Consider the following 22,333-nt stretch of genomic DNA (forward strand, 5'->3'; position numbering starts at 1 on the left):
CGAGTTCCTCTGACGAGGAGCAGCGTTCCGACTCTGCGTTGCGCCTCGCTACACCCCGGAGATCACGCTCCGCTGTGCCGTTGGCGAATCCCTCTCGGCACTTTCGCGCCGCCAGGGAGGGCGGAATCTATTCAGGACTCCCCGTATGTCAACCCCTCTCCCTGTCGATTGTTGAAACACTCGGTTTCTCGGGGGAATTCGGCGCTCACACGGCCCGTGAGAGCGCCCTCCCCCGCCGCAGGAACTTGCTGACCCTGATTTCGCGCGACTGCTGACTCTGGTTGGACGTGGCGAACTGCTGACTCTGGTTGGGCGCGGCGGGAGGAGGCGTGTCGCGTCAACTGGTGGAGGGGTGTCCTGCATGAAGGCGTCTCCTCGGTTGTAGAATCGTGGCCCTCGCCCGGCGGTTGCTCGGCGCAGCTTTCCAAACAGGGGTCTCTGTGCAACTCGGCCAGCTTCTGGGGAACGGCGTGCGTGCATGCGTCGATCGGGCGAGGAGCACTTCGAGCCAGGCTCTGGGATCGGTTTCATGGTGACCGTCGTGGCGTGCCGTCGCTCGCTGGCGCGGGGAGAACTCATCTTCGGACGGTGAACGGGCTGGTTGGTTGGCCCGCGACGACGGTCGGAGCGCCGACGGACCCATCCGAGTCGACGATGGCGGTGCCTTTTCTCGCGGGTGCGGAGGAGTAACGTGTCGCGGCGTACGTGGCGGGGTGAGCGAGCTGCTGGAAGCTGGGCGAGCTGCTGGAAGTCGAGCTCTGGCTGGGAATCGAGCGCTGAGAGAAGGGCGCTGGGTGGGGAGTGCGTGATGGAGCGCGAGGGGGTGGGCAGGCGAGGCGCGGCTGCAGGCGGGTGGTGGGTGGCTGCGAGACGCGCTCGAGGTGGGATGAGGCCTGGTGGGTGGAGCTCAGCCGTCGACGCGCTCGTCGGCGAACCAGTGTCCCAGCCGCTCACGCACGAGGAGCATCTCGGCGCCGTTGTGGAGGCGGATGCGGAATCCTTGTTCGCGTGGTCGCAGGCCCAGCATGAATCCCATCACTTCGACGGGTTGCCAGTCGCCTTCGCCGCGCGTCCCGCGCAGGCGAGCAGGTCGGCCGCGATCCATCTCGACGTCGACGCCGTACCAGCGGGAGGAGGTGCGGGGTTGCTGCCAGCCGGCTTCCAGGCAGATGCGTGCGTCGGCATCGAGCAGGGCGCGATCGGATACGGAGAAGGCCGCCCGGGGATGGAGCAGCAGCACGATGGCGTAGCCTGGCTGGAGCTGACGGATGATGTAGCTGTGGGACCGGGCGCGGACGATGAACTGGCGCAGCGGCCCGAGGGGAGAGTCCGAGATCTCCGTGAGGACGATCAGCCAGTGCGCGGCTGCGACCTTCAGCTCGTAGGGATCCACGCCTCCGGCGTAGTCGACGGTCTCCCCTTCGAAGTCGACGAGCGCGGCGCCTCGGGCGCCAGGTGTCGAGGCGACCAGCTGCTCCAGGATGGCGGTGAAGGGAGAGCGCGCTTGGTCTCTGGGCGGCGAGGCATCTCGCCTGTGCGTCCGGGGAGGGCTCATGGCTCGATCTTGACGAGGGCAACGCTCGCATCGGCGTCATCGACGATGCGAACGAGGTTTCCGTGCTGCCGACGTAGCCCTTCCATGAGGGCGAGGTGTGCCGTGCGGGCGCGGGCGGTCATGACCTCCTCGTGCACCATGCGGCGACGCTCTTCACGGGGGAACACGGAAGCGGGGACTCTCTCGAGCAGCATGGCCACGTGCAGGCCGTGCGCAGAGGGGAAGACGCCGGTGATGTCGCCCCGGGCCTCCAGCTTGGCGACCGCACCGGAGAAGGCGATGTCGAACTGCTGGGGCTCGGGCCGGAGGACGCGACCGCTGGCCGTGACGGGGCTCAGGGCTTCCGCGGTCACCTTGAGGTCCTCGGTGGCGACGCTGGCCGCTGCGTCGAGGAAGGCTTTCTGAGCGGTGTCGGGGTTCTGGGCCCCGCGCTGTGTCTCGGGGGGCGGGTCCTGACGGGCGATGTCACCGCTCGGGACGACGGCAGCGCGGATCGCCTCTGCGATGCGCGTCGCCTTGGCGCGCGTCGCAGGGTCGGCATCCTCGGGGATCTGAACGACGGCGTGGACGGTGCGAAAGGCTTCGGGGCGATCGAGTTCGAGCCAGCGCCGGGAGGAGACTTCATCAAGCTCTGTGTCGGTGACTGGGCCAGCGCGCTCCGCCTCATCGAGGAGTGCTCTCAGCAGTCTCCGGCTCAGCAAGATGTTGCGCCGGTTCTGGAGTGCTCCAGCGGAAACCAGCCCGCGCTCGTGGGCCTCTCTCGCGAAGAGTTCGTCGTCGATCTGCTTCTCCAAGGCGAGCTGGGGCGAGACCCCCTGGGCCACCGCGACCCGAGCGACGGCGGCGGCGGTGATGGTGGCGTCGCCGACCCGGGCGACCACGCCTTCGAGCCGCTGTGTCGACGGCGGCGGGTCACCCGGTGGGCTCCCCTCATCGCGACAGCCGAGACCACACGCTGCGATACCGAGGCATCCAGCCAGCAAGAGTTCGTGGCTCACTGACCCCCTCCGCGGGGCCGCAGCATGTCGGTCGACGCACGGAGCGCCAGGGCTCCCACGATGAGCAGGTACAGCGCCTTGAAATCCTGTCGACTTCCCAGCGCATAAACGCCGAAGGCAAACGAGGCAGCTGCCGCGACGAGGAGGAAGCTGGCGAAGACGTCGATCACCCTGGACACCGCGCGCAGTGTACCTCGGTTCGGCTCGCCGAGGGGATAGCGCCAGCGATCTGGCGACGCTCATCCCCGTCTTCTTCCGCATGGGCCGTCAGCGGATCGCGAGGAGGACCGCTCCTCCGACCGCAAATACCAGCAGGCCGAGCAGCAGCTTCATGCCGTGGGGGGTCAAGCGGCGGGGTGGTTGCGTGCGGCGTCCCAGCGCGACCGCCACGTCCGCGGCCGCGGTCATGAGCGCGATCGCGCAGGCGATGGCGACGGCTTGCGCCATGAGGCCGCGGTCGACCTCGCGGACGCGCCAGGCGAGGAAGAGCAAGCCGAGCGCGGACAGCACGCCGATCGACGCGATGAGGCGCGCGGTGGGAGGGAGCCGCGAGCGGGCTTGCAGCACGGGCGCGTCGGTCTCGGGCGTCTGGGATGGACCACTCGACCAGCGATCACGCCAGGAGAGGGCGAAGACGCCCCACGCGATCGCGCCGATTGCGGCGCGGATGGGATCGAGGCGGAGGGGCTGGAGGGCGGTGGACGACAGGAGCCAGGTCAGCGAGGCCAGGGCGACGAACACGGAGATGCCGAGATGGCGCCCGAGCCTTCTCCGCACCAACGCGAGCGGCGGTGCGGCGAGTCCGCACGCGAGCGCCAGGACCGCCACGAAGCGCGCTTGCCCGAGAGAGCCCCGCGCGAACGCAGCGGGCGCGATGGTGATGGACCAGGCGACGAGCGCAGCGAGCATCGCCTGGATGGTCCTCACGTCGCGGAATCCGGCGAAGGCGCGCGTGAGCGGGACCTTCGCTTCCTCCGTCCGTGAGCCCTGGTCGCCAGGTTCTTCGGCGCCGAGAGGACTCCCCTGTCCTCCCGAGGCACGGACGGGCGATGCGTCTTCCACCTGGCTCCCCTCCAGGAGATCCGACGCAGGGGGTTCGTCCGTCGAGCTGACCATGGGCCTGTTGCTCAAGCGTTATGCGGTGTCCCGCAACAGACGCGTCGTCGGGACCATGTCGCCCAGGTCGCGTCCTTCTTTGTCGGCGCGTTCGTCCTGTGCGACCTCCAGGCCGAGCTGCTTCCAGAGGCGCTTGTCGAACAGGTGGCTCGGGCGGACGTTGCCCAGCGCGGCCAGCATGTTCTGGCGCACGCCGGGGTGGCGCGCTTCGAGATCTGCGAGGAGGCGGCTCACCGCTTTGCGCTGGAGGTTGTCCTGGGAGCCGCAGAGATCGCAGGGGATGATCGGGAATGCTTGCTCTGCCGAGAAGGCGGCGAGGTCGTCTTCTGCGCAGTAGATGAGCGGGCGGATGACCACGTTGTCGCCGTCGTCGGAGATCAGCTTGGGGGGCATGGCCTTGAGCTGTCCGGCGAACACCAGGTTGAGCAGCAGGGTGTTGATGGCATCGTCGCGGTGGTGTCCGAGGGCGATCTTGGTACACCCCAGCTCCTTGGCGAGGCGATAGAGGATGCCGCGCCGGAGCCGGGAGCAGAGAGAACAGTAGGTTTTGTTCTCCGGGATCTTCTCGGTGACGATCGAATAGGTGTCCTCCGAGACCATCATGAATTCATGCTGGCCTGCGGTCATGTAATCGCGGAGGAGGTGGCCGGGATAGCCCGGGTGCCCTTGATCGATGTTGACCGCGATGATGCTGAACCGCACGGGGGCGCGACGCGCGAGCTCGACCAGCAATGTGTGCATTGCATAGCTGTCCTTGCCGCCCGAGACCGCGCACATGATCCGATCTCCTTCGGAGATCATCTCGAAATCAGTCACGGCGCGGCTGAACGCCCGCTCGAGCTTTCGACGGATCTGCACAGCGTTACCGCGCGTAGCTCTCGACGAGCCTCAGGAAGGTGAGCACGCCGTGGCCCGTCCCGCCTTTGGTGTAGATGCCGTAAGGCTTGCTGGCCATGGAGGGGCCGGCGACGTCGACGTGGATCCAGGGGATGTCGCCCACGAACTCGCGCAGGAAGAGCGCGGCCGTGATGGCACCTCCCCAGCGGTCGGCGGTGTGCTTGAGGTCGGCCCACTCGCTCTTGAGGCCGTCGCGCAGCTCTTCCACGAGGGGCATCTGCCACATGGACTCTCCCGCGGTGCGGGCTGCAGCGCGCATCCGGTCGGCCAGCTCGTCGCGGTTGGCGAAGAAGGCGGACACGGTGGTGCCGAGGGCGACGACGCAGGCGCCGGTCAGGGTGGCGTTGTCGAGGATGAGGTCGGGCTTGAGCGTCCGGGCGTAGGCGAGGCAATCGGCCAGCACGAGGCGGCCTTCGGCGTCGGTGTTGATGATCTCGACGGTCTTGCCGTCCAGGGAGCCGAAGATGTCGCCGGGGCGGTAGGCGTCGCCGTCGGGCATGTTCTCGGCGGCGCCGATGATTCCGTGGACCTCGACGGCGGGCTTGAGCGCTGCAATCGCTGCCATGAGGGCGACGACGTTGGCCGCGCCGCCCATGTCGCCTTTCATCTCTTCCATACCGGGGGCCGGCTTGATGCACAGGCCACCGCTATCGAAGGTGAGGCCTTTGCCCACGAAGACGAGCTTGGCCTTGGGCTTCCCCTTGGGGACGTAGGCCATGTGGATGAGGCGAGGGTCGCGGGCGCTGCCCTGGCCGACGGCAAGCATCAGCTTCATGCCGCGCTTGGTGAGGGCGGCCTTGTCGAAGACGGTGACCTTGAGGCCGCGCTGCTTGCCGACGGTGGTGGCAAAGCGAGCGAATGCCTCGGGGTAGAGTTCATTGGGGGGCTCATTGATGAGGTCGCGGGCAATGCAGACCGATTCGCCAATCTGCTGGCCGAGGGCGACGGCGTCGCGACCCGCTTTGGTGACCTTGCCCTGGACGAGGACGCTGCCGCGCTCGAGGGTGGTCTTGGGGAGGCGATCGCCGGTGAAGTAACGGGTGAATCTGTAGGAGCCGAGCACGAGGCCTTCGGCTGCGGCCCGCTCCGCGCCGGCGATGCCCTCCGGCACCGAGAGGGTGATGGACTGGGCGCGGGCGCCGGTCGCGAAGCGGGCGCCTCGGGCCGCGAGCAACCTGACGTCGGCGTCGGAGAAGGGGCCCTTCCCCATCCCGAGGACGAGGACGCGGGCAGGCTTGATCCGCTCGTAGGTGGTGAACTCGACGCTCTGGTCTTTCTTGCCGGTGAAATCGTCGCGCTTGAGCTGTCTGGAGACAGCCTCACCGAGGGACTCTTGCAGCCGTGAGAAGACGCTTTCACTCAGTGCTGCCCCCTCGGGCACGCCCACGACGAGGACGTCGGCGGGGGTGCTCAGCGGGTCGGAGGAGGCGATTTGGATCTTGATGGGCATGCGCTGTCCGAATCTCAGTTCGTGAGGAATTTCATGTCACGAAGGGGGGGAGAGGGGCGGGAGTTAACCACGACAAGTCCCCTCTCCGGAATGCGGTTTTTGAGAGAAGCGGCGGCTTCTCCGCACCCATCGGGAGCGGACGGGAAAGCCGGAGCGCGCAAGCGTCCGGCTTTCGAGGCCCGGATCCGCACGGATCAGGGAGTGTCCTTGTAGATTTTCATGACGCCGGCGAGAAGCTTCAAGGCCTCGTCGCGGGGGCGCTGGAAGGCATTGCGGCCCATGATGGAGCCGAAGGAGCCGCCCTTGGCCAGCTCGCTGACGTCGGCCAGGACGTCGTCGATGCTCTTGGACTCGCCGCCCGAGAAGATGACGATGCGCTTGCCGCCGAAGGTGGCTTGCACGACGTGGCGAATGCGCTCGGACAGAGTGGCAATGGGGATGTTTTGCTGCTCGTAGAGCTTCTTCGCGGCGTCTTGCTCGATGTGCGCCGTCGGCGGCTTGACCTTGATGATGTGGGCGCCGAGCTGGGCCGAAATGGTGGCGGCGTAGGCGCACACGTCGATTCCGGTCTCGCCGGCCTTGGAGAGGCCGGTGCCGCGGGGGTAGGCCCAGACGACGACGACGAGGCCCTTGCGCTTGGCTTCGAGGGTGATCTCGCGGAGGTCTTCGTACATGCGGTTCCGGCCGCTGGAGCCCGGGTAGATGGTGTAACCGATACCGACGCAGCCCAGGCGGAGCGCGTCCTCGACGGTGGCGGTGATGGCGGAGTGGGGCTCGACCTTGGCGAGGGTGTCGCTGTTGTTCAGCTTGAGAATGAGCGGGATCTGGCCGGCGAACTTGACGGCGGAGGCCTCGAGCGAGCCCAGGGGGGCTGCGTAGGCATTGCATCCCGAGTCGATCGCGAGCTGATAGTGATAGTCCGGGTCGTAGGCTTCCGGGTTGGGCGCGAAGGAGCGCACGGGGCCGTGTTCGAATCCCTGATCCACGGGCAAGATCACCATCTTGCCGGTGCCCGTGAGGGCGCCGTGATTGAGGAGGCGGACGAGGTTCGTCTGGGTGCCGGGATTCTCGGAAGCGTACCAGGACAGGATCTGCTTAACGCGATCGGTGAGCGCCATGAATTGCTCCGTCAGGTTCGTACTGGGGACAGCTCTTGGGACGCAGGCATACTCCGGCTTGGCCGCCGACCCAACCTCCAAACGCACCAGGCCAGGGGGCCCGTCGACCTGGCCAGCGCGATCGGGCAGGCGAGCATCGTTCATCGTCCAGGCGAGCGTCGTTCGTCGTCGCGCTGCGATGGGTGCGGCGGTCGGGTGGGTCGGTGCGTCCGGATGCAGGCGGTGGACGTGGGTGGCGTGGCCGTCCTTACGTGAAGGGTTGCGACGTGAGGGGCGGCGACGCGAGACGTGAGGGGATGCTGCATTGTGTCCGTCGCGGATGGGTCGCATGCGTTCGGCGGGGGATGGATGTCGTCGAGCATGAGGGGGGCTCGCGAGGGGAGCGCCCTCGTCCGACGTGGCGAGTACGAAACTCCTGCGCGTTCTCGCGGCTCGCGTATGGTTTCCCCGAGTTCTCGATGCAGATCACGTACGCAGCTCTCGCCGTCATCGGTACGCTCCTTCCGCTGAGCCAGTTCGCGCCCTGGTTGGGGGTGCATGGTCTGGATCTGCCGCTGCTGGTGCAGCTCGCGACGGCGGATCGGATTGCGGCGTTCGCATGGGCAGACGTGCTCGTCTCGGGGGTGACGGTGCTTTGTTTCGTGCTCGTGGAGGGGCGCCGGCTCGGGATGCGCCAGCTGTGGTTGCCGCTCGTGGCGCTCTCGGTGGGGCCGTCGCTCGCGCTGCCGCTCTTTCTCTTCCTTCGCGAGCGGCATCGGGACGCCGTAAACAGGTGAGGTGAGCGAGTCGATGCGGCCCGATGTCTCGTGAGGGCGGCGAGGCTGGCAAATGTGAGGAGATGAGGGGTCGATATGTCCCGGGTGTTGCGGACGCTCGTGGGACATTTGCGGCGAGCCTCCCGGAGTTTGCTGCGAGCCTCCCGGAGTTTGCTGCGAGCCTCCCGGAGTTTGCTGCGAGCCTCCCGGAGTTTGCTGCGAGCCTCCCGGAGTTTGCTGTGAGCCTCCCGGAGTTTGCGGCGAGCCTCCGGGAGTTTGCGGCGAGCCTCCCGGAGTTTGCTGCGAGCCTCCCGGAGTTTGCGGCGAGCCTCCCGGAGTTTGCGGCGAGCCTCCCGGAGTTTGCTGCGAGCCTCCGGGAGTTTGCTGCGAGCCTCCCGGAGGTTTCGACAGGGGGGTCCCTTCAGTAAGTCATTGAAAACTGAGGAGGATTTCTCGTTCGGTGTGCGTTGAGGGAGGAGGACGCGAAGCTGCGTTTGCACCTTGGGCGGAGGTGCGTAAAAAAATCGACCGAGCCTGCGAATAACTTCACGCAGCCGAGCGTCTAGTGGGTCGCCCCGGGGACAGGAACGTCGCCGGCGGCAGTCGTCCCACATTGATGAAAGCTCAGGAGACAACTCATGTCGTTCGATCCGTCGACGCTCTCTGCTCAGGCCAAGGCGAGTTACATCGCGGTAGGGAAGCACTACAGCTCACACGATACGGTGGCACAGGCCAATGCCACGCTGGCAGCGCTGGGGAAGCATGGGGCGGCGCTCGTCGACCATGGTTTCAGCGCTGCGGATGGTGACTTGCTCGCAGTGGCGCGGGATGCGTTGATCTCGGGAGAGGTGACGCGCACGGGGCAAATGGGGGTCATGCGTCAGGACCGGCTGGCGTATGGGGATGCGCTCCAGGAGGCGAAGGCGCAGCGGGAGTCGGCGCGGGCGGTGTTGCTCGCAGTGATGACGGTGCTCCGCGCAGCAGGGGCGGCGGAGGAGGTTCAGCGTCGGGTGACGACGACGCTGGGGCAGACGTCGCGGGTCCCGAAGGGGCGGGGGGAGGCGATGCTGCTGCACGCGCACCTCGGGTTGCTGCTGGCGACGTTCGAGGTGCCCGATGTGGCGGCGGCAGCGGCGTCACGCGGGGGGCCCGGGGTGGCGCTCGGGCTGGGGGCGGCGATGACGAAGCTCTCGGCAGGGCTGGAGCAGCGGCCGGCACGGCGAGGGCCGATCGAGGAGACGGAGTATCTGAACCTGCTCGATGGGATCGTGGTGACGCTGGCGCGGCAGGCGCGGCGCGCGGCACGGAATGCAGGGCGGGCGCTGGGGACGCCGGTGGTGAGGCAGGCGTTCGCGCTGCGGTTCCTGGATGGTCCGCCGAAGAGGAAGGGCGGGGTGAAGCCGCCGCGTGGGGCGATGGAGGCGATGAGCGGGGCGCTCGCGCAGGAGAAGGTCGAGGACGGGAGGAAGAGCGGTGAGATGGCGGCGTCGACGCGGAGGGAGGCCGAGGCGGCGGGGGTCAGTGCGCCGGTCTCGAGGCGGGAGACGGTGAGCATGGAGACGTCGAGCGAGCCTGCTTGAGACGATGCGTCGAGGCGCGATGAGGGCGGCGCGATGAGCGCTCGATCGCGCTGAGATGAGATGAAGGGAGAGGTGGCGCCGGCGGGGTCCGAGGGTGGGGCCGTCGAGGGAGGCTGTACAGGCCTGGTCCTGAGCAGCTGATCCGTCAGTTCCCGCTGTCGCCAGCGTCTGCGCCACCGCCTCTCACTGTCATCGGCGTCTGCGCAACCGCCACCCTCACGTGATTCACGGTCCGTTGCGCGGACGCTACCCGCTCCACGCGCGCCACGCGCCTGCCCGCTGCGCAACTCCTCCCCTCAGCGGCCCTCGCGCTGCGTGCGCAACTCGACTCCCCTGCGCAACTCGACTCCCCTGCGCAACTCGACTCCCCTCCCCTGCGCAACTCGTCTCCCCTCCCCTGCGCAACTCGTCTCCCCTCCCCTGCGCAACTCGACTCCCCTCCCCTGCGCAACTCGTCTCCCCTGCGTCAGCTCTGCCGCCATGAAGTTGAAGGGCTGAAGCTCTTCTCCGTCACAGGGAGAAGGTTTGCCATCCCAGGAAGGACGTCTTCGCCATCATCAGGGTGAAGGACTGCCATCACCCTGTGACGTCTCTGCCGTCACAGGGTGATGGGATGGAGGCGCCGCTGTCGGGGAGCGCGGGGCTGATGTCTGTGCGTTCGTGGGGCGAGGAGCGGGCGTCCGTTCTCGGTGCCATGCGCGTCCGGGAGGAGGGCGCATCCGTCTGCGGTCTGGGGGAGGTGGGAGCGGGGGTCAGGGGCTTCTGGTGTCGCTCCAGTTGAGAAGAGGCTCTGGATGGGCAATCCTCGGGGCAGAGTCATGGGATGGAAGCTGGTGGGGCGTGATGCATGCCTCTTCGAGGTTTCCTGAGGGACGACATGGGGACTGAACCGGAGGGTCGATTGACGCAGAGCTGGACTCAACCGCCCGCGGCTTCGCGCGTGGGGATCACGCTGGAGACCTACATTCTCGATGGGATGATGGGGTTCCCGGAGGCGACGGGGGCGTTCACGTCGCTGCTCAACCAGATCGGGCTGGCGGCGAAGCTGATCACGTCGAAGGTGCGGCGGGCCGGGCTGGCCAACATCCTGGGGTACACGGGGGAGACGAACGTCCAGGGGGAGCAGGTCCAGAAGCTGGATGAGGTGGCGAACGAGACGCTGCTCAGCTCTCTGGGGCGGCGAGGGCACTGCGCGGCGGTGGCGAGCGAGGAGCTGGAAGAGCCGCGGGTGCTGTCGACCGATCCGAGGGCGCGGTACGTGGTGGTGACGGATCCGCTGGATGGGTCGTCGAACATCGATGTGAACATCTCGATCGGGACGATCTTCGGGATTCTGCGGAAGAAGGAGGACCGGGCGGGGGCTGAGGCGGCGGACTTTCTGAGGCCAGGGCGGGAGCTGCTGGCGGCGGGGTACGTGCTCTACGGGTCGTCGACGATGCTGGTGATCACGACGGGCGTGGGGGGGGTGCACGGGTTCACGTACGATCCGACGGTGGGGGAGTTCTTTCTGTCGCACGAGAACATCCGGATTCCTTCGGGGGGTGGGCTGTACTCGATCAACGAGGGGAACTCGGGGCGGTGGACGGAGGAGGTGCGGCGCTGGAATGCGTGGGTGAAGGAGGAGGACAAGGGGACGGGGCGGCCGTATGCATGCCGTTACGTGGGGTCGCTGGTGGCGGATGCGCATAGGACGCTGCTGAAGGGGGGGCTCTTCGCGTATCCGGCGGACAGGAAGAATCAGCGGGGAAAGCTGCGGTTGCTGTACGAGGCGAATCCGTTCGCGTTCGTGTTCGAGGCGGCCGGTGGGCGAGCGACGACGGGGAGTGAGCGGATTCTCGACATCGAGCCGACGGAGCTTCATCAGCGGGTGCCGGTGGTGCTCGGGGGGACGGAGGAGGTGACGCTGTTCGAGGAGTTCATGCGCGGGAAGCGCTGAACTCGATGGGGGGGACGCGCGAGGGCACGAGGCGCTGAGGTGGCCGAGGCGAGGTGGCCGAGGCGGTGGGGGCGCTGAGGCGCTGAGGCGCTGAGAAGGAAACGTCAGGAAGAGGGGTCGAGGCGTCCGTCGTAACGTACGCTGACCTCTCCGGCGGCGATCGCGCGGACCTCGCCGGTGTCGCGTCGGATGAGGAGGTGGCCCTCTGTGTCGATGCCGCAGGCGGTGCCGGAGAGGTCGCCGATCGCGACGTTGCGGCCGCGGAGCCAGTCGCGCTGGGCGAGTTCGTCGGCGAAGGCGCGGAGGCCTTCGCGTGCGAAGCGGTCGACGCTGTGGCCGAGGAGGGCGAGAAGCTCGGCGGCGAGTTCTTCGCGGGAGCGCTGGGCGCCGAGGAGGGCGAGGGAGGTGGCGCGGGCGGCGAGTTCGTCGGGGAAGCGCTGGGCGCTGACGTTGAGGCCGATGCCGACGACGAGGCTCTGGAGGGTGTCGCCTCGAATCTGGCCTTCGACGAGGATGCCGGCGATCTTTCGGCCGTTCACGAGGACGTCGTTGGGCCATTTGACGGCAACGTGGGCTGCGGTGTCTTCGCGCGGGGCAAGGGCGCGTTCGACGAGGGTGGCGACGGCGAGGCCGCAGACGAGGGAGATGGGGGCGGCTGCGGTGGGGGGGACGCGAGGTCGGAGGACGACGGAGAGGTAGAGGTTCTCTCCAGGGGGGGAGTGCCAGCGGTGGCCGCCTCGGCCTCGGCCAGAGGTCTGTTCGTCGGCGAGGAAGGTGGCGCCCTGGGGGGCTCCGCGCGCGGCGGCCTGGCGGGCGTCGTCGCTGGTGGATCCGGTCTGGGCGAGGAGGGTGAGCGGGGTGCCGAGGGTGGCGCCGTGGCGGGCGAGGGCGTGGCGGAGGGCCGCTTCGTCCAGGAGGGTCATGGGAGGTTGCGCGGGAGGGTCAGGAGAGGTCGAGGTCGTGAAGGAGGGTCAGGAGAGGTCGAGGTCGAGGGCGATGTCGGCGGCCTTGGCGGAGTGGGTGAGTGCGCCGACGCTGATGAGGTCGATGCCGGCTTCGGCGAGCTCGCGGATGCGTTCGAGGGTGATGCCGCCCGAGGCTTCGAGGAGGGGGCGGCGGTGCGGGATCTGGTGGACGCGGGCGACGGCGGTGCGGATGTCGTCGGTCTGGAAGTTGTCGAGGAGGATGATGTCGGCGCCGGCAGCGAGGGCTTCTTCGAGCTGGGGGAGGGAGTCGACTTCGACCTCGATGCGGGAGGTGTGGGGGGCGCGCTGGCGGGCGCGTTCGATGGCAACGGTGATGCCGCCGGCGGCGATGATGTGGTTGTCCTTGATGAGGACGGCGCTGCCGAGGCTGTCACGGTGGTTGTGGGCGCCGCCGATGCGGACGGCGTAGCGTTCGAGCGCGCGGAGGCCCGGGGTGGTCTTGCGGGTGTCGGTGATGCGGACGGGGGAGCCAGGGGGGAGGGCGGCAACGTAGCGGTGGGCCTGGGTGGCGACGCCGCTCATGCGCTGGGTGAGGTTGAGGGCGACGCGCTCGGCGGTGAGGAGGGAGCGCGCGGGGCCGCGTACGGTCCACAGCTGGGCGCCTGTGTCGACGGGGGTGCCTTCGGGGATGTGGAGTTCGCCTTCGACGGCGGGGTCGACACGCTGGAAGACGCGCAAGAAGACGGCGCCTCCGCAGACGACGAGGGGCTTGCGCGCAACGGCGTGGGCGACGGCGCGGGCGCCTTCGTCGACGCAGGCTTCGGTGGTGAGATCACCGCCGGCGAGGTCTTCGTCGAGGACGCGGTCGATGAGGGAGTCCAGCAGCCACGGAGCGAGCATCCCCGATCCGTATGTCATCGGGGAGCAGCGGTCGACGGGGATTCAGAAGCGGACGACGGCCGCTCCCCAGGTGTAGCCGCTGCCAAATGCGGCGAGGAGGGTGGTGGCGCCTTCGTGGAGGCGGCCTTCGGCCCAGGCTTCGCTGAGGCCGATGGGGATGGTGGCAGCGGTGGTGTTGCCGTAGCGCTCGATGTTGTGGACGACCTTGTCTTCAGGGAGGCCGAGCTTGCTGGCAACGAGCTGGTTGATGCGCATGTTCGCTTGATGAGGGACGAAGAGGTCGACGGCGCTCACGCCGAGGCCAGCCTTTTCGAGGACTTCGAGGGAGACTTCGGGCATTTTTTCGGTGGCCCAGCGGAAGACCTGTTTGCCGTTCATCCTCGGGAAGTGGTCGCCACGCTCCATCATCTCGGGGGTGAGTCGGGGGATGTGGCTGGAGGCAGGGGCCTGGAGCCAGAGGTCCTGTGCGCCAGCGCCGTCGGCGTGCAGGGCGATGGAGAGCAGGCCGCGTTCGTCGCCAGGGCTCTGGCCGATCAAGGCGGCGCCAGCGCCGTCGCCGAAGAGGACGGCGACGTCACGGCCGCGCTCGGAGAAGTCGAGGCCGGTGGAGTGGACCTCGGCGCCAACGACGAGGATGTTGCGGTAGGCGCCGGCGCGGACCCAGGCGTCGGCGATGCTGAGGCCGTAGAGGAAGCCCGAGCACTGGTTGCGGATGTCGAGCGCAGGGACGCCAGGGAGGCCGAGTTTGTGGCCGAGGAAGCAGCCGGAGCCCGGGAAGTTCACGTCGGGGCTGAGGGTGGCGAAGATGATCATGTCGACGTCTTCGACCTTGCGGCCGGCTCGTTCGACGGCCATGCGCGCCGCAGGGACGGCGAGGTCGCTGGCGCCGGTGCCGCTCTCGGCGATGAAGCGGCGTTCACGGATGCCCGTGCGCTGCTGGATCCAGGCGTCACTCGTCGGCATCAGCCGAGCCAGATCGTCGTTGGTGACCACCTTGTCAGGGACGTGATGCCCTACCCCGAGGATTGCTGATCGCGGCATGGGCGACCGGGTAGTCCGATGTTTGCGTCCAGGGAAGGTCGGATCGACCGACACAATGCGTCAGAGGCGTGCCAGACTGCAGGCGTTACGAGCCGGCGGTGGAGCTGCGCGGCTGCAGGGATGTCAGAATTTCCTGTTGCACCCTCGGGCTCCTCCGACGTACCGCGACTTCACAAGACAAGCAGGCTGGACGTCCAGGAGGCCAACCGTGCCTTCCGGTCACACGAAATCGACTGACGTCCGTCTACAAGCTTGTGAGACTCTCCCAGGACCTTCCCCACTCCCGACGGAATCCCATGCGCCCGCAGGTCGGTCAGGTCATCAACAACAAGTACCGTCTCGTCCGCCTCATCGGTGATGGGGGTATGGGGAGCGTCTACGAGGCGCGTCACGAGATGCTCGGGACGACGGTGGCGTTGAAGTTCCTCCACCCGGAGCTGTCGCGCCGTCAGGGGCTGGTGCAGCGCTTCCTGCAGGAGGCGCGGGTGTCGGCGCAGATCCAGAGCCCGCACGTGGTGCGGGTGAGCGACGTCGATCAGAACAGCAGCGGGCAGGCGTTCATCGTGATGGAGTACTTGCAGGGGCGAACCCTGCAGACGCTCTACGAGGATCTGTACCGGGCTGGGCAGCAGCTGTCGTACGCGGACGCGCTCGAGCACTCGATGCAGATGCTCGAGGGGGTGGAGGCTGCGCATCGGGCCGGGGTGGTGCATCGGGATCTGAAGCCCGACAACGTGATGATCACGACGACGCCGCGGGGTGAGCCGCTGTTGAAGTTGCTCGATTTCGGCATCGCGAAGCTGAGGGTGACCGGTGAGCTGGAGCGTGGTCTGACCCGTCCCGGGGTGGTGATGGGGACGCCGGAGTACATGGCGCCAGAACAGGCTTACTCGGCGGACAAGGTCGATGGGCGGGCGGACATCTTCTCGATCGGGGTGATGGTCTTCGAGATGCTGGCGGGGCGGCGGCCGGTCGGTGGAGACGAGCCGCTGCAGATCGCGATGGCCTACCACTCGGGGCAGGTGTCGCAGTTGACGGACCTGGCGCCGCAGATTCCGCGCGAGCTGGCGGCGGCGGTGCATCGGGCGATCTCGCCTCGGCCAGAGGATCGGTTCCCGACGGTGGCGGCGCTGCGCGAGGCGATCGAGCCGTTCGCGAAGGCGGCGCGGGTGCCGTCGGCGCTGACGCCTCCGCCGCAGCAGGTGAGCCAGGCGCCGACGCCAGCGCCCGTGGTCGCCGCAGCCAAGGCGGCGGAGTCGCCAGCGCAGGGGGATGGTTCGGGTGACGCCAGCGCAGGGGCGGCGGCGAACCGGGCGGAGTCCGGTGACGGGGGGAGCGGGTATCCGTCGGTTCCGAAGACGGTTCCGCCGGAGGAAGGCGGGGATTTCACGCCTCTCGGGAGCATGCTGCCCGCGACGACCGAGGCCACGCCGCTGGCGATGCTGGGGAATCCGACGCCGCTGGGAGGGTTCTCGGCCAACGCGAGGGGGTCGGGGACGTCGGCGCTGTCGCCCGTGCCAGGGATGTCGGAGCCGCTGGTTCCCGTGGCGGCGCTGTCCGCGGTGCGGGAGAGTCCGGTGCTGCCTTCGACGGTGAGCGCGCCGCCTTATGCGCCGATGAACGGTGGGGCCGGCGGTACGATGTCGGCGTTCCCGATGGAGCCTCCGCAACGGCCGGGTGGGACGGCGGTCGGAGGGTCGCCGGCGTTCGCGCCAGGGAACCAGGGGCATGGTGGCGCTCCGGCGTACGGGGGCGGGTATGGTCAGGGGCATCCGGCGGTGCATGCGCTGCCGGGGACGGCGTCGATGGCGCCGATGCCCTCGGCTGGGATGGCGGGGCAGCGCCACGGGAAGCGCTCGTCGGGTCCGCCGCTGATGCTGATCTTGCTCTCCGCGGCGGGGATCGCTGGTGCGGTGGTCGGCGGGGTCTACCTGGCCAATGAGCTCGGGAACGATCGGAGCAGCGGCCATCAGGAAGACCTGACGCCACCGACGCTGGGGCAGAGCCAGCAGGTGGAGGCGGAGACGCCGCAGGTGTCCACGCAGCCGACGATGACGTCGCCCACGCCGACGATCACGTCGCCTTCGGTGCCAGCGACGACGGCGCCGCCAGTCAGGACGACGACCACCACGACCACCACGACCAGGCCACCGGCGACGACACCGACGACGCCGCCGACGGTCACGACGTCGACGACGACGACCACGACGACCACGACGACGACCACGACGCCGCCGATCATCGTGATCCCGTCGACGCTTCCCACGACGCTGCCGACGTTCCCCGGCAACTGGCCGCTGCCGACGCCGACGCTTCACATCCCGACGTCGCCGAAGCCGCCGAACACGGCGCCGACGGCCACGTCGACGAGCACGTCGACGGGCACGTCGACGAGCACGGGTGGCGGAAGAAAGCCGATCAACTGGGGAATTCCGAAGAGCAACTGACCGTAGCCGTCAACGGGGCTACGATGGACGACCCATGAGCAACAACCCCAACGGCAGTCCCCCCGGATGGCCGGCTCCTCCGGCAGGTGCCCCCGGGAAGGGTCAAACCATCGTCGGAGAGCCGCTCTTCGTGGACAATGCGCCTCCGGGCACCTTCCCTGTTCCCGGTGTGGGGCCGCTCCCAGGGGCGGTCGGTGGGGCGGGAAACACGGTGGTGGATGGGGGGCCGCTCCAGGCTCCGCCTCCGGGTGCGGGTGCGGGGCCCTATGGGGGGCCGCCTTCTCCAGCCGGGAGGACCGAGGTGGGGGGGGCGCCGTATGGTGGCGCTCCGCCGCACGCGGGTGGGTTTCCTGGTGCGGCGCCGATGGGAGCGCCAGCGCCGTTTGCTCCGCCCGGGGGAGCAGCGCCCTATGGGGGGCCGCCGCCTCATGGTGGTCCGGGGCCCTATGGGGGGCCGCCGCCTTACGGGGGACCAGCGCCTTATGGCGGGCCGCCGCCCGGTGTCGGCGCGGCTCCGCCAGGGTATCTGGGGGGTCCGGCTCCTTATGGGGCGCCTCCGCCTGCACGGGGGGGAGCACCGCTGATGCTCATCGGGGCCGGCGCCTTCGTGGTCATCGGGGGGCTGGTGACAGGGTTCTTCCTGCTCAGCAGCGGGGGCAGCAGCTCGTCGGAGGAGATCGCGCCGATGCCCACGATGACGGCGCCAGAGGCGACGGTGGCCAGCGATGAGCCCGCGGGCGAGGCGCCGCCTGCGGTCGCGGAGGTGCCACCGGTCGCGGAGGTGCCGCCGGTGGTCACGCCGCCGAAGACGACGGTGCCAACGACGACGGCGACCACGACGACGACGGCGACCACGACGACGACCACGACCACCACGGCGCCGACCAGCACGACTACCGTCACGGTGCCGACGACGACGACCACGACGCCGAAGCCCGCGCCCACGACGACGGGGACGACGACCACCACGACCACGCCGACCTCGACGGGGACGACGACGACCACGACCACGCCGACCAGCAAGCGCGGCAAGATCGTGATCCCCAACCGCCCCAGGTGAAGGGCAGCGCGCGATGGGCCGGGCTCTCAGCGCGGCGGCGCTCGGGGTCCTTGAGCCCGGGGGGGCTCAGTAACCCCAGACGTACTCGGCGCGCGCGTAGAGCGTGAGGTAGCTCGTCGGGAACTCGGTCGAGGGGAGCAAGATCGAGTACTTGCCGGCGACGCCAAGGGAAAATTCGCGGGAGATGGCGTAGTCGAGGCCGAAGGGGACGCCGATGCCGAAGCGGCCATCGTGGCAGGCGGGGTCGCCAGGGCCGCCACACTGGCTGGCGCGGACGAGGTCGTAGCCGCCCACGGTCAGCCCGACGTAGGGGACCCACTGGAGGATGTCGATGACGTAGGTGGCACCGGCCGAGCCGCCGAAGGCGAAGAACTGGCCTCCAGGATGGGTCGCGAGATCGACCTCGACGAGGGCGTTGAACGCGTCGGTGAGACCGTAGGCGACGTGGAGGCGGCCGCCGAAGCCAGGGTACGTCCCGGGGTCGGCGAGCATGGCGTAGCCGAAGGCGGCGCCGGCGTGCCACTGGCGCTCGAATGCTTCCGCAGGGGACGCGGCGCCAAACGTCGCTCCCAGGGCGAGGGCAGAGAGCAAGATGTTCCGGATGCGCATGGGATGAGAGCGCCCGGAGGTGCAAGGAAGCCGGGGCACGGGCCGGAGGCTAGCACGCGGCAGGATCAGCGGGTCCGTTCCTTCCTCCATCGGGCCTGGTCGGCTTCCTCCGCTGCCTGGGCTTCGATCTCGGCCTGTTGCCAGTCGCTGCCGTCGGTCGCTGCCACGCGCGCAGGACCTGTTTCCGGTGGGACGAAGCGGCCTGCCTTGCCCGGGGGAGAGCCCCCAGGTCCCGCTGGGCGGCGCTGAAACCCGGGGAAGGTGTAGAGGATTTCTCCCTGGTCGCTCACCTCGACGCCCACTTCGTCCGGGCGTGATTTCGCCAGCTCGGTGAGCAAGGCGTCGGCTTGCTCCAGCGGGATGGCGAGGGCGTTCGAGGCGTCGCGGGCGGTGACGATGCCGCCTCGGTTCTGGGCGAGGGAGAAGAGGGCCTGGTTGCGTGCGCCTTGCTCGGCAGCCGCGCCGCTCTCGCGCAGTTTGCGGCCGCCGAAGAGGAGCAGCATGGCCGTGGCGAGAGAGGCGAAGCCGATGGGGAGCGACACGACCCATGGCGCGAGGGTGCCCGGGAAGATGGCCGCGAGCAGGAGGCCGAACAGCAGGGCCAGGGAGAGGCCGCCGATGAGGACCACCCAGCCGAACACCCGGGCGACGGTGCCACCTACCTGAGATGGCTTGCCAGCCAGATCCATGGGGCGGCCCGACATGGGCAGGCGTGCTTTGCCGCAGGCGGTGCAGGTCGCGGTGAGACCGCGGTGGACGATGGGAGCATTTTTGCCGCAGTGCGGGCACATTCGGGATCACCTCGCGGAGCGATGAGCGACAACGTACGAACGGTGTCGCTTCTCCGCCAGTCCGGAGCGCTCAGAACCCGAGGAACCGGGCGATCTCCGCCCGCTCGGGATCCGCGATCAGGGCGCGGAGTGTCTCGTAGCGGCGTTGCCAGGTCGCGGCGTGCTCGGTGTCACCTCGCCATCGGGCAGCGCCGGCGCGGGACAGGGCGAGCTCTCGGAAGGTGAAGCGGCGCGCATCCAGCGCCATGAGTGCATCGAGCCAGGTCTCGACGTCGCCTTCGCCTTCGGCAAGGAGTTCGCCGCCGAGGATCAGGTAGGCCCAGAGCGCAGGGGGGGCGTCGCCTCGGCGGCGGAGGGCCGCGAACCGGAGGGCGCGGCGTTCGGGAGGGGGGGCGCTCCGCGTGGCTGCCCACCGTTCGAGGGCGGTGCGGAGTGCAGGCTGCTCCGGGCGGGTCCAGGGGGCGTCAGGATCCGCAAAGCCGACCCAGGGCCACGGGAAGAGATGGGCGCCGTCGGAAGGGTGCGGGAGGACGGGTGCCATGCCTGGGGGCAGCGGTGCGGTGTTCGCGCGCCGCGAGAGGGCGAGGCGGGTCCAGCGGGCGCGCGCTTCGAGGCCAGGTGCCAGGCCGCCTGCGATGATCTCGTCGGCCTCCACGGCAGCGCGTCCGGCTTCGTCACGTCGTCCGAGGAGGGCGAGCAGCTCGGCACGCTGGAGGGTCACCGCGGCATGAGCGATGCGATGGGTGCCCGAGAGGTCCGGGGGGCGCGCGATCGACGCGAGTGCTTCGAGGGCACGCTGAGGGTCTCCGGCCAGGTACCAGACGCTCGATCGCGCAAGGGCGAGGGCCGTCGTGTCGATGGTGCGCTCATGCCGGTCGAGGACGTCCAGGGCCGCGGTGGGGTTGCCTGCAAGGGCGAACTCGCGCGCGGCCTCGAAGGCGAGGGCGCCGGCGGCGTCGAGGAGGAGCTGCCGGTCGTCGTTCCCGAGCTCAGGGCTCATCGCGAGGGTCGCCATGCGGGCGGCGGCAGCGACGAGGTGCTGCCCTGGCACCACGGGACGCCGCAGGCCCGGTGCGCGGAAGGACGGCAGCGCGAGCTGGAGTCCAGGTGCGAGGCGGGTGTCGTGGATCTCTGTGCGGGGCTGTACGAGGGCCACGAGAGTCGCGGGGTCGAGGTCGTTGGCCTCGGTGAGGACGGTGACGAGCAGCCCCGCGCGGCTCTCGGGAGGGCGATCGGACGAGAGGAGGAGCTCCTGGGCCCACGCTGCGACGCGGTGTAGGCCCGCTCGATCGTTGCGCGCGAACGCCAGCCGCCATGACTGGACGGCGCGCACGTCGACCAGGTCTTCGTCGCCTGCGTCGATGCGGGTGGGTCTGGGAGGAGGTTCGAGCCCTGCGCGGGCAGCGCACGCGATCAGCAGCACGCGGACGTCTCCCCAGCTGCGAGACATGCCCGCATAGCGCCTCGAGGCGCGGTCGTCCTGGGTGAGCGTGAGCATCTCCATGCCTCGCCGTGCGTCGTCGCCGAGACACAGGGTGGCGGCGACGGTCACCCGGAGATCTTCGTCGCGAGGATCGAACTCTGCGTAGCGCGCGGCGAGGGTCTGCGCGCGGGGCAGGTCGGCTTCCATGAGCGCAGCGCGCAGCGCGTGGAGGCGCACGTACCAGTCTCCCCAGGCGTCGGAGAGCTGGAGCAAGGTGCGGCGATCACCGAGCAGGCTGGCCTCTCTTCCGAGTCGGGGGAGAGGGGCAGGTGGGCCGAAGTCCTCGAAACGGAGCCGCTGCGACCCTTCGAGCACCAGCCGCTCCGCATTTTGCAAGGCGCCGCTTGCATGGTCGAGTGAAGCCCGATCGGGGTGCCCGACCGCCGCATCGGTGTACGAGGCGAGCGCTTGCCGTACCTGGAGTTCCTCAGAGGCATAGGTGGCGGCCTGGCGGGTCCACGGCACATGGGAGGGCACGGAGAACCAACGCTGTTGCTGGTTGCAGTCAGGCAGGGAGGGTCCGCGGGGCGCCTCGACCTCGGCGAGGCATGCCGCAGCGCGCCGCGATCCCACGGAGAGCAGCCACGAGGGCGCGAGCAGGGAGCCCACCGCGAGGGTGGTCAGGAGGGCTGCTGCGAGCGTCCGCCCAGCACCGAGCGGGATCGAGGAGAGACGGCGCAGGGCGAGGCGGACCACCGGGCGGTGGTTGTACTCGACGAGCCCGCGGGATCGAAAGCGTGACCCGCTCAGGCCCCTGGCCCGAGGGTGGACCACGCGACGGCCAGGCCGGCCGCAATCGAGGCGGTCGCGGCGAGGCCTTGCAATACCCGCACGCGCTCCGGGGCCCGACGCGCGACCGAGCGGAGTGGCAGTGCCAGGAGGCCCGCGACCGCAGCCATCACCAGCAGCGAGACGATGCCGAACACGGCGACGAATACGAGGGCTTCCGTGCGCTCGGGGATCGTGGTGGCGACCAGGAGCGGGATCGCTGCGGTCCCCGAGGCACCGTGGACCAGTCCGACGGCCAGGGGGCGACGCGCGGGAGGCTGGCGGTTCATGGCGTCGGTCGCGGGGGTTCGAGCCTTCGCCCGGAGGCGCCGCAACGAGAGCAGGGCAGCGACGCCCAGGCCGACGAGCATGCCTGCAACGGCCAGATCCAGGACGAAGGCCAGGGACTCTGGCACCTGGGCGCCGGTGGCGACCAGCGCGCCTCCGGCCACGACGATCACGAGGGAATGGCCGAGACCCCAGAGCGCGCCGGTCTTGGCCGCTCCGAGCACGCCGCCCCCCTGCGAGACGAAGTTGCAGACTGCGGCCAGATGATCCGCCTCGAGGGCGTGCCGCGCCCCGATGCCGAGGCCGAGGAGCGATGCTGCCACCAGGCTCATAGGTCGTGGACTCGTAGCACAGCGTGTTGAAATGGTGCTACTGACACCCGGTTCAAGAGGAGGAGTCGTCGCTCCAGGGCGGCCGACTGTCCCTGACCTGGCGCTCGAAGTCGAGGCCGCAGTCCTCGCACACCAGTGGCTGCGAGGAGGGTCCCCAGAGGAATGGGTTCGCGCGCAGCCGACGAGGTGCGCCCCCTGCGCCTCCACAGCGCGGGCAGCGACCGTCGGGCAGCGCCTGCGCGAGCTGGAGGGCAGGCGGCATGCTGGAGTGGCCCACCTCTCA

The 22,333-nt window shown here is 69.1% G+C and carries 20 protein-coding genes; 6 read left to right on the forward strand and 14 right to left on the reverse strand.

Features of this window, described 5'->3' with window-relative positions; genetic code table 11:
* Nucleotides 1-907 precede the first annotated feature (907 nt).
* The 7 genes from CMC5_RS29790 to CMC5_RS29815 form a co-directional block, all read right to left on the reverse strand.
* A complete protein-coding gene (locus CMC5_RS29790) occupies nucleotides 908-1,555 on the reverse strand; it encodes a roadblock/LC7 domain-containing protein (RefSeq protein ID WP_050433571.1) in 648 nt (215 codons plus the stop codon).
* Nucleotides 1,552-2,553, reverse strand: a complete 1,002-nt coding sequence (locus tag CMC5_RS29795; RefSeq protein ID WP_156338950.1) for a peptidylprolyl isomerase — start codon at nucleotides 2,551-2,553, stop codon at nucleotides 1,552-1,554. The genes CMC5_RS29790 and CMC5_RS29795 overlap by 4 nt, the downstream gene beginning before the upstream one ends.
* On the reverse strand, nucleotides 2,550-2,732 hold the full coding sequence (locus CMC5_RS45120) for a hypothetical protein (protein WP_156338951.1): 183 nt from the start codon (nucleotides 2,730-2,732) through the stop codon (nucleotides 2,550-2,552). The genes CMC5_RS29795 and CMC5_RS45120 overlap by 4 nt, the downstream gene beginning before the upstream one ends.
* Nucleotides 2,733-2,820: 88 nt before the next feature.
* Complete coding sequence (locus CMC5_RS29800) at nucleotides 2,821-3,669, reverse strand: hypothetical protein (RefSeq protein WP_050433573.1); 849 nt, start codon at nucleotides 3,667-3,669, stop codon at nucleotides 2,821-2,823.
* An 18-nt stretch (nucleotides 3,670-3,687) separates the two neighbouring features.
* Nucleotides 3,688-4,527, reverse strand: a complete 840-nt coding sequence (gene ttcA, locus CMC5_RS29805; protein WP_050433574.1) for a tRNA 2-thiocytidine(32) synthetase TtcA — start codon at nucleotides 4,525-4,527, stop codon at nucleotides 3,688-3,690.
* 4 nt (nucleotides 4,528-4,531) lie between these two features.
* Entirely contained in the window at nucleotides 4,532-6,016 is a 1,485-nt protein-coding gene (locus CMC5_RS29810) for a leucyl aminopeptidase (RefSeq protein WP_050433575.1), read from the reverse strand.
* A 194-nt stretch (nucleotides 6,017-6,210) separates the two neighbouring features.
* Nucleotides 6,211-7,134 (reverse strand): class I fructose-bisphosphate aldolase, encoded by a 924-nt coding sequence (locus tag CMC5_RS29815; RefSeq protein WP_050433576.1) that lies wholly within the window; start codon nucleotides 7,132-7,134, stop codon nucleotides 6,211-6,213.
* Nucleotides 7,135-7,592: 458 nt separating this feature from the next.
* Here CMC5_RS29815 and CMC5_RS29820 point away from each other — a divergent pair, with 458 nt between their 5' ends.
* The 4 genes from CMC5_RS29820 to fbp all read left to right on the forward strand — a co-directional run bounded on the left by CMC5_RS29820 (nucleotide 7,593) and on the right by fbp (nucleotide 11,405).
* Nucleotides 7,593-7,910 carry a DUF2834 domain-containing protein gene (locus CMC5_RS29820; RefSeq protein ID WP_050436207.1) on the forward strand — a complete coding sequence of 106 codons (318 nt, stop codon included), beginning with the start codon at nucleotides 7,593-7,595 and terminating at the stop codon, nucleotides 7,908-7,910.
* Nucleotides 7,911-7,933: 23 nt separating this feature from the next.
* Nucleotides 7,934-8,317 carry an AI-2E family transporter gene (locus CMC5_RS29825; RefSeq protein WP_179955485.1) on the forward strand — a complete coding sequence of 128 codons (384 nt, stop codon included), beginning with the start codon at nucleotides 7,934-7,936 and terminating at the stop codon, nucleotides 8,315-8,317.
* 210 nt (nucleotides 8,318-8,527) lie between these two features.
* Nucleotides 8,528-9,469, forward strand: coding sequence for a hypothetical protein (locus tag CMC5_RS29830; protein ID WP_050433577.1), 942 nt, complete (start codon nucleotides 8,528-8,530; stop codon nucleotides 9,467-9,469).
* An 877-nt stretch (nucleotides 9,470-10,346) separates the two neighbouring features.
* Complete coding sequence (fbp, locus tag CMC5_RS29835) at nucleotides 10,347-11,405, forward strand: class 1 fructose-bisphosphatase (RefSeq protein ID WP_082362925.1); 1,059 nt, start codon at nucleotides 10,347-10,349, stop codon at nucleotides 11,403-11,405.
* A gap of 104 nt (nucleotides 11,406-11,509) precedes the next feature.
* Here the strand turns inward: fbp and CMC5_RS29840 are convergent, their stop codons facing one another.
* The 3 genes from CMC5_RS29840 to CMC5_RS29850 are packed head-to-tail and all read right to left on the reverse strand — an operon-like array spanning nucleotide 11,510 to nucleotide 14,272.
* Complete coding sequence (locus CMC5_RS29840; RefSeq protein WP_050433579.1) at nucleotides 11,510-12,328, reverse strand: biotin--[acetyl-CoA-carboxylase] ligase; 819 nt, start codon at nucleotides 12,326-12,328, stop codon at nucleotides 11,510-11,512.
* Between the two features lie 48 nt (nucleotides 12,329-12,376).
* A complete protein-coding gene (gene nadC, locus CMC5_RS29845; RefSeq protein ID WP_050433580.1) occupies nucleotides 12,377-13,231 on the reverse strand; it encodes a carboxylating nicotinate-nucleotide diphosphorylase in 855 nt (284 codons plus the stop codon).
* A gap of 42 nt (nucleotides 13,232-13,273) precedes the next feature.
* Nucleotides 13,274-14,272 (reverse strand): 3-oxoacyl-ACP synthase III family protein, encoded by a 999-nt coding sequence (locus CMC5_RS29850; protein ID WP_050433581.1) that lies wholly within the window; start codon nucleotides 14,270-14,272, stop codon nucleotides 13,274-13,276.
* Between the two features lie 296 nt (nucleotides 14,273-14,568).
* On the opposite strand from CMC5_RS29850, the gene CMC5_RS29855 reads away from it, so the two are divergent.
* Together CMC5_RS29855 and CMC5_RS46670 are read left to right on the forward strand one after the other, a co-directional pair.
* Entirely contained in the window at nucleotides 14,569-16,719 is a 2,151-nt protein-coding gene (locus tag CMC5_RS29855) for a serine/threonine-protein kinase (RefSeq protein WP_050433582.1), read from the forward strand.
* A gap of 34 nt (nucleotides 16,720-16,753) precedes the next feature.
* Nucleotides 16,754-17,779: a hypothetical protein gene (locus tag CMC5_RS46670; RefSeq protein WP_179955486.1), complete on the forward strand. Its 1,026-nt coding sequence runs from the start codon at nucleotides 16,754-16,756 to the stop codon at nucleotides 17,777-17,779.
* A 66-nt stretch (nucleotides 17,780-17,845) separates the two neighbouring features.
* On the opposite strand, the gene CMC5_RS29870 is transcribed toward CMC5_RS46670, so the two are convergent.
* From CMC5_RS29870 to CMC5_RS29885, 4 genes are all read right to left on the reverse strand, one after another.
* Nucleotides 17,846-18,388: a hypothetical protein gene (locus CMC5_RS29870; RefSeq protein WP_050436208.1), complete on the reverse strand. Its 543-nt coding sequence runs from the start codon at nucleotides 18,386-18,388 to the stop codon at nucleotides 17,846-17,848.
* A gap of 65 nt (nucleotides 18,389-18,453) precedes the next feature.
* On the reverse strand, nucleotides 18,454-19,092 hold the full coding sequence (locus CMC5_RS29875) for a hypothetical protein (protein ID WP_156338952.1): 639 nt from the start codon (nucleotides 19,090-19,092) through the stop codon (nucleotides 18,454-18,456).
* Between the two features lie 157 nt (nucleotides 19,093-19,249).
* Nucleotides 19,250-21,358 (reverse strand): hypothetical protein, encoded by a 2,109-nt coding sequence (locus CMC5_RS29880; RefSeq protein ID WP_050433586.1) that lies wholly within the window; start codon nucleotides 21,356-21,358, stop codon nucleotides 19,250-19,252.
* 50 nt (nucleotides 21,359-21,408) lie between these two features.
* On the reverse strand, nucleotides 21,409-22,041 hold the full coding sequence (locus CMC5_RS29885; RefSeq protein ID WP_156338953.1) for a HoxN/HupN/NixA family nickel/cobalt transporter: 633 nt from the start codon (nucleotides 22,039-22,041) through the stop codon (nucleotides 21,409-21,411).
* Between the last annotated feature and the right edge of the window lie 292 nt (nucleotides 22,042-22,333).

The organism is Chondromyces crocatus (assembly GCF_001189295.1).
In the GTDB taxonomy this organism is placed as follows: Bacteria; Myxococcota_A; Polyangia; order Polyangiales; family Polyangiaceae; genus Chondromyces; species Chondromyces crocatus.

Bases quoted from the DNA above. Each gene is read 5' to 3' on its own strand.
- CMC5_RS29815 (WP_050433576.1), bottom strand. From the start codon at position 7,134: ATGGCGCTCACCGATCGCGTTAAGCAGATCCTGTCCTGGTACGCTTCC.
- CMC5_RS29830 (WP_050433577.1), top strand. From the start codon at position 8,528: ATGTCGTTCGATCCGTCGACGCTCTCTGCTCAGGCCAAGGCGAGTTAC.
- CMC5_RS29810 (WP_050433575.1), bottom strand. From the start codon at position 6,016: ATGCCCATCAAGATCCAAATCGCCTCCTCCGACCCGCTGAGCACCCCC.
- nadC (WP_050433580.1), bottom strand. From the start codon at position 13,231: ATGCTCGCTCCGTGGCTGCTGGACTCCCTCATCGACCGCGTCCTCGAC.
- CMC5_RS29820 (WP_050436207.1), top strand. From the start codon at position 7,593: ATGCAGATCACGTACGCAGCTCTCGCCGTCATCGGTACGCTCCTTCCG.
- CMC5_RS29800 (WP_050433573.1), bottom strand. From the start codon at position 3,669: ATGGTCAGCTCGACGGACGAACCCCCTGCGTCGGATCTCCTGGAGGGG.
- CMC5_RS29840 (WP_050433579.1), bottom strand. From the start codon at position 12,328: ATGACCCTCCTGGACGAAGCGGCCCTCCGCCACGCCCTCGCCCGCCAC.
- fbp (WP_082362925.1), top strand. From the start codon at position 10,347: ATGGGGACTGAACCGGAGGGTCGATTGACGCAGAGCTGGACTCAACCG.
- CMC5_RS29790 (WP_050433571.1), bottom strand. From the start codon at position 1,555: ATGAGCCCTCCCCGGACGCACAGGCGAGATGCCTCGCCGCCCAGAGAC.
- CMC5_RS29870 (WP_050436208.1), bottom strand. From the start codon at position 18,388: ATGCGCATCCGGAACATCTTGCTCTCTGCCCTCGCCCTGGGAGCGACG.
- CMC5_RS29855 (WP_050433582.1), top strand. From the start codon at position 14,569: ATGCGCCCGCAGGTCGGTCAGGTCATCAACAACAAGTACCGTCTCGTC.
- CMC5_RS29850 (WP_050433581.1), bottom strand. From the start codon at position 14,272: ATGCCGCGATCAGCAATCCTCGGGGTAGGGCATCACGTCCCTGACAAG.
- CMC5_RS29825 (WP_179955485.1), top strand. From the start codon at position 7,934: ATGTCTCGTGAGGGCGGCGAGGCTGGCAAATGTGAGGAGATGAGGGGT.
- CMC5_RS29875 (WP_156338952.1), bottom strand. From the start codon at position 19,092: ATGTCGGGCCGCCCCATGGATCTGGCTGGCAAGCCATCTCAGGTAGGT.
- CMC5_RS46670 (WP_179955486.1), top strand. From the start codon at position 16,754: ATGAGCAACAACCCCAACGGCAGTCCCCCCGGATGGCCGGCTCCTCCG.